Annotated in this window: 11 protein-coding genes and 1 pseudogene; 5 read left to right on the top strand and 7 right to left on the bottom strand. The window is 42.1% G+C overall.

Annotation, left to right across the window (positions count from 1 at the left end; all coding sequences use genetic code 11):
* Window positions 1–155 precede the first annotated feature (155 nt).
* The 4 genes from ACYVBM_RS11865 to sppA form a co-directional block, all read right to left on the bottom strand.
* Window positions 156–740: a DUF4136 domain-containing protein gene (locus ACYVBM_RS11865; RefSeq protein WP_460685875.1), complete on the bottom strand. Its 585-nt coding sequence runs from the start codon at window positions 738–740 to the stop codon at window positions 156–158.
* Between the two features lie 448 nt (window positions 741–1,188).
* Window positions 1,189–1,677, bottom strand: a complete 489-nt coding sequence (locus tag ACYVBM_RS11860) for an SRPBCC family protein (RefSeq protein WP_460685874.1) — start codon at window positions 1,675–1,677, stop codon at window positions 1,189–1,191.
* Window positions 1,678–1,743: 66 nt separating this feature from the next.
* Window positions 1,744–2,844 carry an ABC transporter permease gene (locus tag ACYVBM_RS11855; RefSeq protein WP_460685873.1) on the bottom strand — a complete coding sequence of 367 codons (1,101 nt, stop codon included), beginning with the start codon at window positions 2,842–2,844 and terminating at the stop codon, window positions 1,744–1,746.
* A 27-nt stretch (window positions 2,845–2,871) separates the two neighbouring features.
* Window positions 2,872–4,626: a signal peptide peptidase SppA gene (gene sppA / locus ACYVBM_RS11850; RefSeq protein ID WP_460685872.1), complete on the bottom strand. Its 1,755-nt coding sequence runs from the start codon at window positions 4,624–4,626 to the stop codon at window positions 2,872–2,874.
* Between the two features lie 23 nt (window positions 4,627–4,649).
* On the opposite strand from sppA, the gene ACYVBM_RS11845 reads away from it, so the two are divergent.
* The 5 genes and pseudogenes from ACYVBM_RS11845 to ACYVBM_RS11825 all read left to right on the top strand — a co-directional run.
* Window positions 4,650–4,862, top strand: coding sequence for a hypothetical protein (locus ACYVBM_RS11845; protein WP_460685871.1), 213 nt, complete (start codon window positions 4,650–4,652; stop codon window positions 4,860–4,862).
* An 8-nt stretch (window positions 4,863–4,870) separates the two neighbouring features.
* Complete coding sequence (folK, locus tag ACYVBM_RS11840; RefSeq protein WP_460685870.1) at window positions 4,871–5,362, top strand: 2-amino-4-hydroxy-6-hydroxymethyldihydropteridine diphosphokinase; 492 nt, start codon at window positions 4,871–4,873, stop codon at window positions 5,360–5,362.
* Window positions 5,363–5,563: 201 nt separating this feature from the next.
* Window positions 5,564–6,196: a deoxynucleoside kinase gene (locus ACYVBM_RS11835; protein WP_460685869.1), complete on the top strand. Its 633-nt coding sequence runs from the start codon at window positions 5,564–5,566 to the stop codon at window positions 6,194–6,196.
* A 322-nt stretch (window positions 6,197–6,518) separates the two neighbouring features.
* The gene (locus ACYVBM_RS11830) at window positions 6,519–7,814 is read left to right on the top strand and encodes an MFS transporter (protein WP_460685868.1); all 1,296 of its coding nucleotides are present in this window, start codon (window positions 6,519–6,521) and stop codon (window positions 7,812–7,814) included.
* Between the two features lie 220 nt (window positions 7,815–8,034).
* A pseudogene (locus ACYVBM_RS11825) lies at window positions 8,035–8,322 on the top strand (helix-turn-helix domain-containing protein); the annotation flags it as partial.
* 32 nt (window positions 8,323–8,354) lie between these two features.
* On the opposite strand, the gene ACYVBM_RS11820 reads toward ACYVBM_RS11825, so the two are convergent.
* Genes ACYVBM_RS11820 through ACYVBM_RS11810 form a run of 3 tightly spaced genes read right to left on the bottom strand, consistent with a single transcriptional unit; the run spans window position 8,355 to window position 16,472 of the window.
* The gene (locus ACYVBM_RS11820; RefSeq protein ID WP_460685867.1) at window positions 8,355–8,804 is read right to left on the bottom strand and encodes a hypothetical protein; all 450 of its coding nucleotides are present in this window, start codon (window positions 8,802–8,804) and stop codon (window positions 8,355–8,357) included.
* A gap of 6 nt (window positions 8,805–8,810) precedes the next feature.
* Entirely contained in the window at window positions 8,811–12,653 is a 3,843-nt protein-coding gene (locus tag ACYVBM_RS11815; protein ID WP_460685866.1) for a DUF6443 domain-containing protein, read from the bottom strand.
* 48 nt (window positions 12,654–12,701) lie between these two features.
* Complete coding sequence (locus ACYVBM_RS11810) at window positions 12,702–16,472, bottom strand: hypothetical protein (RefSeq protein ID WP_460685865.1); 3,771 nt, start codon at window positions 16,470–16,472, stop codon at window positions 12,702–12,704.
* Window positions 16,473–16,495: the final 23 nt, after the last annotated feature.

The raw sequence follows: 16,495 nt of genomic DNA, 5'->3' as shown, positions 1-16,495 counted from the left end.
CGGTTTTGTAAAATATAAAACAGCTTCAGTAGCTTTTTTCTATTTGCAATGCATCATTGCTTTTGGTACAGATGGATACTATTAAAGCAAAAGCCCCGGAGCCGGAGCCTTTGCTTTTAACTACCAAACCTTGTTTAACATTTTGAGCACATCATTTAATAATTCCCGTTTCTTTTTACTTCTTCCCATTTTCTAAAAATGGCATTCACGATCCTGTCTACTTCCCTCGAAGTAATTCTTTTATTATCCACCTGATCCGTTGCCCAGCCCTGCAAAATGGTTTTATCGGTATTGGCATCGACCATTGTTATAGTAATCGTTCCTTCTTTTACGGGTACACGGTAGGTATCGTACCCAACAAAACGTTGCGGATAATATACCCTGTAAAAACGCCTGCTGTAAGGATTATAAAAAGTTCTGAAACCACCCCAGGAGTACATAGGTTCAGATTCTACACGGCTGCCTTTTTCTACCAGTACATCATAACTTAACAGTACATCGGGGTTACGGCTCACCTCTTTCCAGCCCTGTGTTTTTTCAAGCTCGCGGCTCACCGCCTCTTTGATGCGTTGTTCTGCCAGGCTGCTTCGCGCACCTCTTTCATTCTTTTGCGCCCAGGCAAAGGTTTGATAATTTCCAAAATCTACATTTCTGGCTTTTTCTATATGTGCTGTCGGCCCACAACCAGATAATACCATCGCTAAAACGGCAATCACTCCCAACAGTCTAAATCTTTTCATTTTAAATGTCTTTTATATTTAATTAGACGCTAAAAAGAAAGAAAAAGATGAACCCGCAGTTTAAAAAAAATATAAAATTTTATTTTAAAAAAGGGGGTCATTTCAAAAAAGACCGGGTAACGAACCATACTGAGCATACACACATAATGCAGTTCTGCCATCCTTATCAAAAATAGTTTTCTATATAAACGTTTTATTGCCGCAAATACAACGGCATACTTTTTAAAATACTGATATTAAATTGATAATGCTTCGTTTCTGTAATCCTGAACCCATCCACATCCATTCACGAACGCAGAGAATGCGTACTTCTATTTATTATGAACGCGCCGATCCATTTCCCCTGATTGGCCAGGAGTGGTTATCCGACCTTTTCCAATTGCTTACCATCTTACTAAATACAATCGCAGCAAGCACCAGGCAGGATTGCGCCGGCACTGCTTTAAACTTATTCCTTTAAATTCCTTAAACCCTGCGCCAGGGTTTCTCCATAGTTTTTATCGAGCAGGAGGCTGGAGAACTTTTCCCAGGGATACCATTTTAAACGAAGATCTATATAGCCCTGTAAAGCGAGGGAATCTTTTCTATAATCCTTATTTACCTGCCACCCGCTGATCACGGAACGTGCTCCTTTCTGCATGCTTACTACTACAGCACTATCAGTAGATGCTTTTATAGAAAGTAAAATGTCGCCGGCTGCTGCTTCCACTACTCTCCCGTTCTGCATCTTTACATTTTTCAGTTCTATATTTTCAAAACCGGGGTACCAGCTCTTCCATTGTGCCAGGTCCCGTACTTTATTTAAAACACGGTCATTGCTGTTGGCTATGCTCACCATTCTGAGCACACGTATGTGAGCAGGGATAAAAAAAGATACAATGCACGCCAGCACAAAAAAAACAATACCGCTTAAAAGTATGAGCCTGATAAATTTCATCGAGTGGTGAGTGTGAATAGTGAGTAGTGAATTTAAAATGCTACATTTTATATTCTGAATTTCCGGCTACTCCCATTTCATTACTTTTATTACAACCATATAAATAATAATGATCCATATACCTAAAATACCTATCTCCTTCCAGCAATCGTACAAGTGAAGGCCTTCGAACGAGATCTTTCTCATAGCATTGTTAAACTGTGTTAGCGGAAGTGCCTGGCAAATATTCTGCAACCACTGGGGAAATACGCTGATGGAGAAAAAAGTACCCGACAGCAACATCTGGGGGAAACCAAACAGGTTAATGAGCAAAGGGATACTGGTATCAGTTTTAGCCACGCTGCTGAATATAAGCCCCACCCCCATGAGCAGGAAAAGCATATACACAGTAAGAATGATCATTTCAAAAAAAGTAAGCGCGCCATTCACCAGCGTAAATTTTAAAAAGAAATGTCCGAAAAGTATCAGAACGATCACGTTGATTAACTGGAACACGAGGCGGCTGGCCCCGATACCGATAAGGATATTTATTTTTTTGATAGGAGAAGCATAGAACCTTTTTAATACCAGTTGTTCGCGCAGGTTGAAAAATACAAAAGCGATACCGAACATGGTGGCAAATAAAATGGAGAACCCCAGCTGGCCGGGCAATACAAAATCTATCTGGCGGTATTTTTTACCGGGAACAATTTCCGGAACAAACGAGTATTCTCTTTGCAGCCGGTGCGCCTCATCCAGCTCGATCTGCAATGCCTGGTAATCGAGTGTGCGAATAAGGTTGTACACACTGCCCCCTCCCGCTTCGCTGGATGTAAGGTGCACCTTATAGTAGGTAGCAGCATCTTTTTTAACCGGTTGTATATCCATCACGGCGGCAAGGTTGCCTTTCCTGAGATCGGCATAGGTTTTAGCCGTATCGCCTCCGTAAGCCACTATTTTGACCCTTGGGCTGCTCCTGATGCTATCGTATAAAGCGCTGGTGGTATCGCTGGCGGGGCTTACAGCAATCCTGAACGGATCTGCCGGGCGCTCGCTGAAAGCGCCAAAGATTAATATAAAAACTATGGGAAAAAGAAAACTAAAGAATATAGAGGAGGGCTGGCTGAAGATGGCTTTAAAGCTGGCCTTGATTACCGCCCATAAAGCTCGTGACTGACTGTACGACATTTACGAATGTAAGATTTCTGATTGAAATTATTTTATAACAAAATCGAACGGCAGCCTGGCCTGCGCCCCGTTGGTCATGTCTTTTACCTTTAACAGCTGCCGGTAAACGTTATAATAATCAGCACCGAGCTGTTCCTTCATTTGTGTATGCGTCATAATAGCTTTATCGAGGCCCAGGATACGTTCTATCAAGCTGGCGGGCCTGGGATATTCTACTATTTTATAATCGCTCAGTTTAGCTTTTTTAGCCGCAGCAGCAATAGCTGCATTCAAACCGCCATAAGCATCTACAAGCCCGGCCTCTTTAGCCTTTAACCCTGTCCATACCCTCCCCTGGGCAATCGTTTCAACATAAGCCGTATCTTTCTTACGTCCTTCGGCAACCCGCTCCTTGAAACTGGTGTATACTTTTTCTATACTGGCCTGCACCAACTGCTTTTCCTGCTCCGTCATCGGATGGTCTACGTTGCCTGCATTGGCCAGCGGGCCGGTCTGCACGCCATCAAAAGTTACACCCAGCTTATTCTTAAAGAATGTACTCATATCAGGAACGATGCCAAAAACCCCGATAGAGCCTGTAATGGTATTTTCTGATGCAAAGATGCTATCTGCTGCAACGGATATATAATAACCGCCTGATGCTGCTACATCGCCAAAGCTTACCATTAATGGTTTTTCTTTTTTAGCAAGGCTCATTTCACGCCAGATGTTTTCGCTGGCCAGGGCGCTTCCACCACCCGAGTTTACACGAACCACAATGGCCTTAATGGAATTATCGAGGCGCGCTTTTCTCAAGAGATCGATATAGTTAAAGCTGCCGATATTATCATCGTCGCCTTTCCCGTCTACAATATTGCCGGTGGCATAAATCACCGCAATTTTATCCCCTTTTCCATCCAGCCCTGTATTGGCTGAAGCATACTTGCCGATGCTTACAAAGCTGATCTTCGTATCCTTATCGATCTTCAGGCGGCTTTTAATTTCATCTTTAATTTCATCGTCATATTTCACGCCATCGATCAGCTTATATTGTACAGCATCCTGGGGAGTTTGTACTGCACCGGTATTGGCAAGGCTGTGTAAGGTGGCCGTATCTGTTTTTCTTGCTGCGGCAGTTTTCAGCAGGAAGTGTTTATAAATATCATCCAGCCACACGGTGGTCTGCAGCCGGTTAGCCTCCGTCATTTTTTCCACCCGCAGCGGCTCCGTAGCGCTTTTAAACCTGCCTGCATAAAAGATCTGGGGTTTTATTTCCAGCTTATCCAGCGTGCCTTTCAAAAACATGTAATTTACACTCAATCCTACCCATTCAAAAAAACCTTTCGGGCTTACATAAATTTTATCGGCCACATTTGCTACACTGTAAGCTTTCTGCGACATCATATCCGCGTATGCGATGATGAACTTCTTTGACGATTTAAAATCGATCAGGGCGTTGCGTATCTCATCGCTGTTAGCAAACCCGTTGCCATTGCCATTAGCCGTTAATAGTATCCCGCTGATATTTTTATCCTCCTTTGCCTTTTCGATCAGCCGGATCACATCAAAAAAAGAAGGAGTTGCTTCCAGCGATTCTGTACGGATCACATCCTGCAGATCCTTCTGCGGCCTTTCTGCATAGGTTTTGCCCAGATCGATTTCGAGTACCGATTTTTCGCCGATCACCGTTGCGGTCTTAGACATGGCGCTGCCGGCTATACCCGCAAAAATGAAAAACAGTACAAAACAAAAAACCACTAACGCCAGGAAAACAGCCAGGAAAATTTTTAAGAAAGATTTCATTTGCCAGATTTAATTTTTATTGTATGACCGACGGTGCGGCTATCATCCATTTTGCCACGCTTGGTTTATCACCGCTGCAAACCTCAGCAATATTTGTAGCCAGCGGCATTTCACAAGGGTGTATACAACTTCGCTTTTCTACTCCCTTCTCCTTCGATGAGAGATCCGGAAGTGAGGTATTTCGGCGAAAAAGTGTTATGCAGCCCTTCACAATCGCCAAAATTAAAGATATTTGACCTGGTTTATGAAAAATAAAGTAAACGAAATATATCTTATTACCGGCACCAACCTGGGTAACAGGCTGAAAAATCTTAACACAGCCACGGGCTTTATCGAAAAAGATATAGGCCTGGTGGTAAAGCGCTCATCCGTTTACGAAACAGAACCCTGGGGGCTTGCCGGACAGCCGGCTTTCTACAACCAGGTGCTGTTGGTGCATACCCGCCTTACAGCTGATGAGGTATTGGCAGCTATCCATCGAACCGAAAAAGCTATGGGGCGTATAAGGCTGGAAAAGTACGGTACAAGGATCATCGACATTGATATTTTGTTTTTCAACCATGAAATTTACGATACAGAAACATTAATCATTCCGCACCCCCGGATTACCGAAAGGAATTTTGTATTAATGCCATTGGCGGAGATAGCCGGTCATTTTATCCACCCGGTGCTGCAACAACCTGTGAGCGCCCTGTTACCGCAAAGCAAAGACCCGTTGTATGTAAAAAAGGTTTGACTTTCAGGCCATCGTACAATCAGGACAGCAGCACTATTTATCAGGATACGAATTCCGGAATAATCTACCGTATCAGTCCTTTTCTGTCAGACGCGCTATCCAAATAAAGTAAAAAACTTTACATGCCACGCCGCACCGCTTTATATTTGCCCCGGATTCAGATTATTACGGTCATCCGTCAACTTTTAACAGTCATCTCACTTGCGATACGAGTTCATAACCATAGAAGGCAATATTGGCGCCGGTAAAACCACGCTGGCCACAGCGCTTAGTAAACACTACAATGCCCGGCTGGTGCTGGAAGCTTTTGCCGACAATCCTTTCCTGCCTAAATTTTATAAAAACCCGAAACAGTTTGCTTTTCCACTGGAGCTCTTTTTTATGGCCGAGCGTTATAAACAGCTACAGGAAATACTGGTTCAGAAAAATATGTTTCAGCAGGCAACCATTAGCGATTATCTTTTTACCAAATCATTGCTATTTGCCAAAGTAACGCTTGCTGAAGATGAGTTTAAGCTCTACCAGCGCCTTTTCGAGATTGTGCAACAAAACCTCATTCACCCGCAAATACTCATTTACCTGCATGCACCCGTAAGAAAGCTACAGGAAAACATAAAAAAACGCCAGCGGGAATATGAGCAAAATATACCGGATGATTATTTATTAAGCATACAGGACACCTACCTGCAATATATACGCTTACTCAATATGCCGGTGCTGCTGGTAGATGCATCCGCCGCTGATTTTTTAACCAACAATACCCATCTTACCATTATTTACGACGCATTGGAGCGGGAGTATGAACCAGGCATACACCCTGTTTTGCTGCCGTAAAGGAAGGTTTCAGGTTTGAAGTTTCAAGCGATACTGGATGCCTGATATTGGAGATTGGTAACAGTAACATAAAAGAGACAGATGACGGACGACAGGTTGAAAAGTTTAAGGTTAATAAGAAAGTAAAAAAATGATTATCAAACAGGTGATATAGAAATGCTATACTACCGGATCAAAGCCAAAAACACGAATAGTTCAAGGTTCATAGTTCATGGAACTTTAAACCTGAAAACAGCGGTCAGTATCCAGCATCAAGCATCCAACCTAAAAACCAAACACCGAAAGATCAACTTTCCATTCGATATTTTAAATTTGCCGTTCAATGGCAAGCACACTCCCTCCTGAAGTTCAAATCACCAACGATCCTTTTGCAGCAGTTCGCATACCGGAATACCGGAATCTTATGATAGGCCGTTTCACTTTTGTGGCGGCGATGCGTATGATCACTACCGTGGTTGGCTGGTGGATCTATCAATTAACCAGGGACCCTTTAGCTATTGGTATGATAGGGCTTTCGGAAGTAATACCCGCCCTTTCTCTGGCACTTTATTCAGGCCACCGCGTAGATATAAAAGACAAAAGAAGACTCATACTACAGGGCATTTCCGGGTATTTAATAGCCGCTCTTACCCTGTTTGCCCTTTCTACTACAACCACCCAGGCATTCCTGCATACCAGTCATATTGCCTGGTTCATATATGGCGTATTCTTTTTTACCGGTATCCTGAGATCTTTTGTAGGCCCCTGTTTCAGCGCTATGATCGCGACCATTGTACCTAAGAACCTGTTACAGAACGCTACTACCTGGAACCAGGGCACCTGGCTCTCCGCATCGGTTACCGGCCATGCTGCGGGTGGCTTTCTGATCGCTCTTGCGGGTACCAGCGCTACGTTACTGGTGATCAGCAGCCTTATTTTTCTCAGCCTTATTTTCCTGTTCCAGCTAAAGCCCAAACCTCCTTTCCTGGTGCCCGTTGAAGACAGTAAGGTTGGGTTTGCACAGGCTCCGGAAAAGAAAACCTGGGAAAGCATTAGGGAAGGGCTGGCTTTTGTATTCCAGACCAAGGCTTTACTGGCTGCCATGGCGCTTGATATGTTCGCTGTTCTTTTTGGAGGAGCAGTAGCCATGATCCCGGTATTTGCCAGCGACATCCTGAAAATCGGTCCAAAAGGATTTGGATGGCTCAATGCCGCCACAGATATCGGCGCCATTTTTATTGTTATCCTGCTTACCCTACGGCCTATGAAGAAGGCACAGGGCCTGAAAATGCTTCTTGCTGTTGCCGGCTTTGGCACGTGCATTATACTGTTCGGGATCTCAAAAATGTTCTGGGTGTCTTTTTTTGCCCTGGTAGTGGCTGGCATACTGGATGGAATAAGCGTAGTGGTTAGAGGCACGGTCATGCAGCTGCTCACCCCCGACCATATGCGGGGCCGTGTAAGCAGTGTAAGCGGCATGTTTGTGCTAAGCAGCAATGAGCTGGGCCAGTTTGAAAGCGGCGTTATGTCCCGCGCACTGGGTGTTATTCCTTCCGTGGTTTTTGGCGGGTGCATGACATTGGCCGTAGTGATCACTACCTGGTTCAAAGCCCCTACCCTGCGTAAGTTTGAATATTAGATTTTGCAGCAATTGCGCAACTTGTTCAATGCTGCCAGCTATTTAAATATCATACAGCTTGGATAGCTACAGCATCTATCTTAAAATAACAAACATTATTAGTATTGTTTAGGACGCATCATTCATTTAATTTTGATAAAACGCTTATTTATCGGGCTTTTTAAATACTTATCATTATGGATTTTGGAGATAATATGATGCTGAGCCGAAAAAAAAAGGACTTTCCCAGGCAGATGTGGGTAAAAAGATCGGTATCAATGGTGATGCCTATGGCCGCTACGAACGTAACGAAGTAAAACCGACCATTGAAATGGCGGTAAAAATTGCACAGGCCCTCGAAGTATCACTGGATTACCTCACAGGCAACTCCGATATTGAACTGGATAAAAATACCCTCGACCGCGTGCAGGAAGTAACCAAACTATCCGATAAAGACAAAGAGTACATCTTCGTTACACTTGATGCACTTATCAGGGACTTTAAAAATAAACAGGCTTACAGTAAATAATAAAGCCCAAGCCTAAGCCTGGGATTTATTATTTATTGTTCGTAAATACTAATTCGTTGTAATCCATATCTCTTATAGTTAATACTGTAGTCCCGTATCTCATCGGCTGTTTTTAGACCTTTTATAGTAACATTTGAGATTTTGTTTACAGGCTCACTAGTGGAGCTTTCGGGAGCATATACAAAAACACTACTATCTCCTTTTATTTTGTAAAAAATTTCCGATGTATAGAAAATATAATCATTTGCTTTATCAGGAAGACTATTTTCTGACCGAGATAATACTATTTCTTCATGATTTCCAGCAACACCCCAAACTTTTGCTCTCAAAAAAAGAGGCTCGTTGCCGTTTCTTAAATTTATAGATATTGAATTTTCTTTTGTTGACATAAATTCTCCTTGTCTCCAGCTACGATAAAACCAAATTCCTCCAATGATCAACAATATCAAAAAAAGCCACAAACTCTTTTTTATTTTACTCATTACATTCTACTTTTTCTTACCAAAATTCCAACCTGCCTTACTCATTCTATATTGATAATTGACCTCCCCGTAAGCAGGAGCAATAAATTTTTTATTCTTGTCTGGATCAGCACTTATATAATCGCCAGAAACAACAATATCAAACATTTGACCTTTAACCAGTTTGGCTCCATAACTTTCCTCAATATGTAATGCACCTGCTAATTTCTGGAATGTGGTAAATGAGATTCCAGCACCAAAATATGTTGCACCTTCTGCATTGTAGCCCGCTAAAAAATTACCTGCTGAACGAGAAGTAGCATATTTGCCATTTAATAATCCCCCAACATTCGCATAATCTTTTTTAATGTCAAATAAACCCCCGCCTCTTGAAGCCATTGCAATATCTTTCAAGTCCATATCTTCTGCTTTCTTATGCATTGCTGCAATTATTGGATCAAATGATTTTCCAACCTGAATTTTATAGTTAGTCATCGTCTTGCCTGTTTCAGGACTTACAAACTCGTCCCAATGTTCAGTTTCACCAATCTTTGTTCCTCCGCTTGACGTTCCTTTATCTTTAGCTCGCTTAGATAGCATAGATTCTGTAGGTACACTTCCGTCTGCATTATCCCCATGTTGATAAACACCTAAATCCCCATCATTAAAAACTGCCAAAACATTTCCGTCTTTATCTATGTGAGTTGATAAAGGCGCCATTCCATCTGGATCAATAAAGCGCATTGCGTTATTAAAAGCAAAATTGTATGGATTGTGCCGACGCATCTGCTCGCTTAAGGGGTCTATCACATGCCATCTACCTATCTGCGGATCGTAAAATCTCGCCCCAAAATCAAACTGTGCCAGCTCCCTTTGCAGCTCCTTACCCTGGTATAAATAATTATTAGGTACTCCCGTGTACGTTTCTATCGGTAACCCAAAGGGGTAATACATGGTTTCCTGTAACACTGTTCCCGCATCATTTACTACCACCCGCGTGTTACCTAAATGATCCCTTAAGAAGTAATCAAACTTCCATACGCCATTCTCCAACCTTGCACGGCCCTCTTCTGTGCTTACAAATTGCAGCGTATTGTTTTCAAAGAGCATGCCTCCTACATAATCCGTGATCTTCTGACTGCTTCCTTCTATTACCTTTTTCCGCAGCTTATTACCCGCTGCATCATAAAGATACGTTATTGTTCCCTTTCCTGCTACTGTAATGATTTCAGGAAGGTTTAAAATATTATACGCTATACTGCTAATGGATTTGTTCTTATCCAATATAAGGTTCCCGTTAACATCATACGCATAATCATCATCACTGTTTATACCATTGTTAAAATCACCCAGCCCCGTAGTGGCTGCGGCACCATCGGTTACTTTTGCCAGCTTGTTACTGACGCTGTTGTAGGTATAGGTCAGATCGTCTATTACCTGCGGACTACCGTTTAACAGCCCTTTTTGCCACATCTTTAATATATTCCCATTCTGGTCGTAAGCTGTTACAGCAGATACACCATCACCCATCTTCATACTAAAATCTACGGTTGATGCTGAAAATAAACTGCCGTTATACTGGCCAAAATCTGCTTTCAGCAGCCGGTTGGCAGCATCATAGCTGTAACTGTATCTTCTTATCTCTGCATTGCCTGTTTTGCCCCGCCAGCTCATGGCGGCAATATTGCCATTGTACAGCACCCCTCCGGCCCCTCCAAGCGACGGGAGCTTATCATACGACAGATCAAATCCAAAATAGCGGCTGTTATTACTGCCATTGGCATAATCGCGGTTCATCCCCAGCAGCCAGCTACGGATATTGTAATCGTAGGTTTGGGTTTCCAGTACAGTGCTGCTCCCTGTATGAAGTTGTTTTGTCTTTAGCTGCCCTAAAGCATCATACTGCTTCCGGGTTATTATTCTGTCACCGCTTTGTACGCTGGTAGTATTATTAATCACATTCTTCGTGGTTTGGGTAATACGGCCTAAAGCATCATAAGTATGCTTTGTTACGGTGGTAATAGTGGAAGTACCGGCATCGGCCTTTTGCTGACGGATTACGGTTACCAGGGGCTGACCGCTCCAGCTGTATTGTGTGGTGGAAATATCCGTCCCTGCAGTGTGGTTAATGATTTTCACCTGTACCGGCCGGGCTTTATCGTCGTATAGTGTAAGCGTATAAATATACCGGTTGCCGGGATCGTTCAGCACTTTTACCCGGCTGCCGGTTACCATGCCCTTGGTTCGGATGTCTTTGGCTGGCTGCTGTGCATAAGGAAACACGCTGTTGGAAGCAGTAAGCAGGTAGCTGTTATGCACTGCATCAAATTCTTTAAAAACATTGGGGTTCGTTATTACGCCGGCGTAAGAAGGGTTATTTACCCAATCATAAGTATCATAAAAAGTTTCAGTAAGCACGGTGGGGGTGGCAAGCATCATTGCCGTAGGATACTGGATAGCATCGTTGGTCCCCCCGGTTAAGCTCATAGCCGCTGTCCAATGCGTATTGGGGTTGGTGTCGCTTGTATTAAAAAGCCCCGTCTTTACGGGACGGTTGAGGTTGTCGTACTGCGTATAGTTCCAGTTGCTGCCGGCACGCAGGTTGCCATCCTGTGTCATCACCAGCCGGTCCCTTACATCATACACCATCACTACCTCTGCTGCGCCAGGCACTTTTTTGAGGATCATCCTTTGCCGCCCGTCATACTCGTACCTGAAGCATTGTTCGGCCAAAAGGGTGGCTGTTAGCTGCCAATTGTTCACTGTCAACTGTTTTACGCCTTCGGGTTGGATGACGCATCTTAAATTGCCCAGGTCATCATAAATATAATAGGTGCACATCCACCCATCGTGGCCATTGCCCTGTCCGGTGTCTTTGGCTGCCGTAAGCTGTACTTTCTTTAAGACTACCTGTCCCTCTTTATCCTTAAACTCGATCACCTGTTTGCCCTGCTCGTCTTCGGTTATATTTTTATACAGCGTACCAGGCTGATAGGCGGCTGTGCTGGTATAGGTACTGGTGATGATGTCCCCTCCGGCTCCTCCTGAAGTGGGAGAGATAAAAGCCGTAAAATTGTCGCCCGGCAGGCTCTGGAACCCATCTGTAAATGTAATGCTGCTGGTGGCCGTGTAAGGTGGGGGCGTGGCGGTTCTGGAAGAAATAGTAATATTGGCCTGAACCCCACTGCCGCCTGAACCCGGCTGACCATCCGTAACATTCCAGATCCTTACGGCATCCGTGGCGGTGTTGATCCAGTAACCTGTTTTAATGCCATGTTTAGATGTGGATACAGTGCCTGCCCAGTTCTCCCCGGGAGCATACTGCTCTAATACACGGTTTAACGGGGAGGCCTCAAACACCGTCTGACTGTAGCCATAGTTTTTGTCATTGCCCTGGCTGCCGTACTGGCTGTTCATAAACTGCTGCTGCTGGGCATAGGGGTTGATTTTGAACAAACCATCAGACAGGGATGTATTGCCACCGGCATTGTTGGCGGCAAAAGGCAAAAACTGGTACTGCTCCCTGCCAAACTCATCATACAGCACGGGTGTTACAAGGTCTTTGGCATTTACGGTGTCGGTAGCTACGTTGTTTACATCAGTAGTGGTCATGGAACCCTTTTTAACCACTGTTTGCAATGGCCTGCCCAGGCCGTCAAAATACTGCGTGGCCTCTTTGACTTCTAATACCCCTTTGGTCAGTAAAGCATTGGCATCCGTTGTAGGAGCTGTAGGAGTCCACGTACGGATATAGTTTATAGGAGTACCCGCGCCATATGTTGGCAAATTTGTTGATTGCTGAGCAACAGCCAGATAAGTATATAAATACAATATGATTGTAAATATTAATTTCAAGGCTCTTATATCCATTTGTTTTTTATCATTAGAATTATTTAATAATAGACTCTTGCATGTTCATTATAAATTATATTGCAAATAGGAAACGTTTACAACAGTATTTGGAGGCAGAGATGTTGAATTATTATCAACAAACCAATACACCGTGCCATCAGTATTTATAGTAATATGCCAAAGTCTTCCTTCATAATTGTAATCAAGGGTTCTGGTTTGCGATGGGCGGCAATTACCATAAATTGTTGCAACATGAACCGGGCTAGTACTAATCGTATTGTAACTTGAAAATTGTAGACTAAAAGAAGCATATGTTCCCACATTATATAAGGTGCTGCTGTTTATTGTAATGCCGTACGCGGGTGAAAAATAATTTGAACTGGGAAGTGGACAGGCACTGTGATTATATCCTGTGGCAAACCATCGGTATTGATTATATGTAGAGCTTAACGGATTTATGTCTTTTTGCTGAATCTCCTGAGAGCCGATATTATCACCATTCGAATCCTTTGCACAACGTTCTGTTCCCGTTATGTCTTGCCATTTAGGATCGTCTGCATTAAAGCATATATCAGTTCTATAGCCCCCCAGAAACCAGCTAAGCTGATTAAAGGAACTGCTGTTAGGATTCAAGTCTCTCATTTCAAGCTCTTCGTAGTGTGTGTATCGGCCATCTACTCCTTTCTGGCAGCGCGTATTACCTGTTGTACGCCAGACAGGCTCTGTATTAATCGGGCAGGTCTGCGGATTTGCACCGGTAATCGACCATCTGATTTGATTGTAAGTAACACTGGAACTATTCAAATCTTTTTCTTCCCGCTCCTGAACGCCCGTGTTTAAGGCGTAAGCATCAACAATGCACCTGTAGGCTCCTGTAGGAGACCATAAAGGCTCCGATCCGCTAACTATATTATTATATTTATAACGATAACTTGCGGTAATATGAGATTGATCATCCTTCATTGAATGCAACCTTCCGTAGTTGTCATAAACAAAAGAACTTAGCCTGTTTGAAGGATCAGATACTGAAGTTACCCCGATTTCAGGTTTATATGTAAACAAAGAAACCAGAGACCCATCCAAAGTGTTCAATTTATTTAATTCTGTTTTTACGCTCGCTTCGGAAGAAGATAGGGAATTCAAGATAACCTGATTAACACCAGTTTGTGACATAACTTCATCATAGCTTTTATAAGTTTCTATTTTAGCTACTGGGTATTGGCCTCCATATCCCCAAACATATACCTCATTAGCCCCGGTGGCTTGTTGTCGCTCCAGCACACCTCCTTTCTGATTATATTTTTTAAAGCTATATAAGGTATAAAGAGCCCCGTTACTTCCATTACTAACTACTACATCTAGCGGCACAAAAACATTTGTATAAGGAGAAAAGTAATTAGTTTTTATATATCTTTTCTGATGGGTACCAACACTATCAACCCGCTCAATAATGTTGCTAACCATATTTTTATATTGTACCATATTAAAATATACATTCGAACCAGCAATAAAGTCATTGGTGTATCTGAATCGCGACACCTGTAATTTTCCATCACTCCCTAAAGTAGTAACTCTCGTCGGAAGCACATTTACCAAGTTCCCGTATTCATAATTTTTTGTCGTAGCAATTTCATTATTATTGTCTGTATAAGTTTTGATATGCTCATTCGTAAGAACGCTTATTGCCGATTCTATAGGATGGTTGATAATCGTATAAATACTGGCAATGCCGTTCTGTCTTACAAAGCGTTCCTCGTTTAATGTTCCGTTTTGTCTACCGCTGTAAGGAATAGAAGTAGTTGGATGGGGGTATAGCCAAAGCTCAGTATTTCTTATAAAGCTTACGCCAGGCACTTTTATGTAATTCAGATCTGTATACTGAAAAGAACTGTGCTCCAGAAGCTGATATCCTGACGTTGTGCTTTTATATATTTTTTTCTCCCGTAGCTTACTTTGGGTCCATTCTTTTAGGGCGGTATATTTTAAATCAGTGATTTCGCTAGGCTCTGTTGTCAAAGATGGCGTATAATAATAATATTCTGTTTTCCCCAGGCTATTGTTTGCAGCATCTAATCGGTATTCTGTTACATAGTCATAGAAAATCGGCATAGTGTACAGTTTTGAAAGATAAGGAGCGGGAAACGGAGTATATGTCTTTTTTAGGTAAACGCTCATATCCGAATTCCACCAATCGCTATCAGTTTCATATACCAAATAACCTTTATATATTAAATGAGATCTGAAATCGTTTGGATTAGGTAAATAAGGTAAAATTCCTAATCCATTTTCATTCTGACCGTATTTTATTTTTTTAATCAGTACTTTTCCATCATCTGTGGTGGATTTAACTTCAATGATACGAAGCCCCGGGCCATATATTTGTCCTACACCGTTAACTGAAACACACTTGTTATTCTCAAAAACAAATTCAGTTATACCGCCTGTAGGGTAAATGATTTTTTTTAACATCCCGTTTAATTTCAGTATTTCATTTGCATCTTTGCTCCCGTTCCGTCCATAGATAAAGTCATTATCATCAGGGATAACGGGAGGATATTCTCCATAATCATTACAATACCCCCACCAATCGTTATTGCAGGAAAATTTCTGGTCGTTATTGATCTCGGAAAGAGGAAGCGGAACATTATAATATTCAAAATTGTAACATTCAGCAACTACATTATTATCGCCCTTGATATTAATATTAGCTAATGAAATACTGTTATTATTAGATATGTAATGAGTACCTGGAGTATTTATATAATTAAAGTTCACCGTTTTAATTACTTTATTCGCGACATCAGATACAACTATTGAATCAAGCTTTTTATTACCGTTATCATAAAATAATTCCAACTTTCCGGTTGGATATACAATACTTCTCAATAACGAAACCATATATGGTCTTGTTTTATATACATCTTGGGTCTCATATACTCCATCTGCAAGCGGGTTAGGTGCAATAAAACCTCCGCCGGTACGCTTAGAGTATGTGTATATGCGATAATTACTTTTTTTGGATTGAATGGCAGGCTCAACACCGGTATATAGAGACTCGTAATTGTACTTAATCGTATCTCCGGCAGCAGTGATTATGCGGGAAAGATACCAAGTAGTAGGCAGATTCACCGATTGATTTCCAACAGTAGTAAACGGATAATATTCAATAGAGGAGGCCGTTTCTCCAAAAAAATACTCGTTGCCCTTATCATCCATTACTACTTCCCCGTGACTGAATCTCAGGGTTGTATATGCAAGAGGCACTCTATTGCCGTCATTGTTTATAATATACTTACCAGAGTTTCCATTGATACTGTAGGAATATATATCAGGTGAGGCATCCCATATAGGGTAATCGTTATAGGTTGTAATTTCCGGATCTGCAGATATTATTTTCTCATACATTTCATGTACTTTATTATTATACTCAGGTCCTGTGCCTACATCCAGAAGAGACTCCTTGGTTTCTTCAATTCTTAAATTTGAATATTCATCCGGCTTCCCGTTTATCTCTCTTGTTATATAATCCAAAGAGGTTAATGCCCACCCTACTCCTAAGGGAGAGTAGTTAAGGGTTCCCATCCTTCCTCTGGCATTAAAACTCATTTTTATGGGGATTGAAAAATCTTTTGTTACAATATTATGAACCGGTATAGCTATATTTATTGTTCCTGTTGAGTAATCCATAGGGAACTCTCCAAATCGTTTAAGAGTTCCTATTGTTGGCGAAGGCGGAATAACTTTTTCGTATTGCTGGCCAGTTGTAATATTCGGTTGCAATAGAAAAATAATCAAATACGAAAAAGCAGCAATAAAATTTATTTTTTTAGTATTCATAGTGTTAAACTTATAAACGCATA

It is taken from the genome of Niabella aquatica, from assembly GCF_054779315.1.
This window is presented reverse-complemented; position numbering and strand designations above follow the sequence as displayed.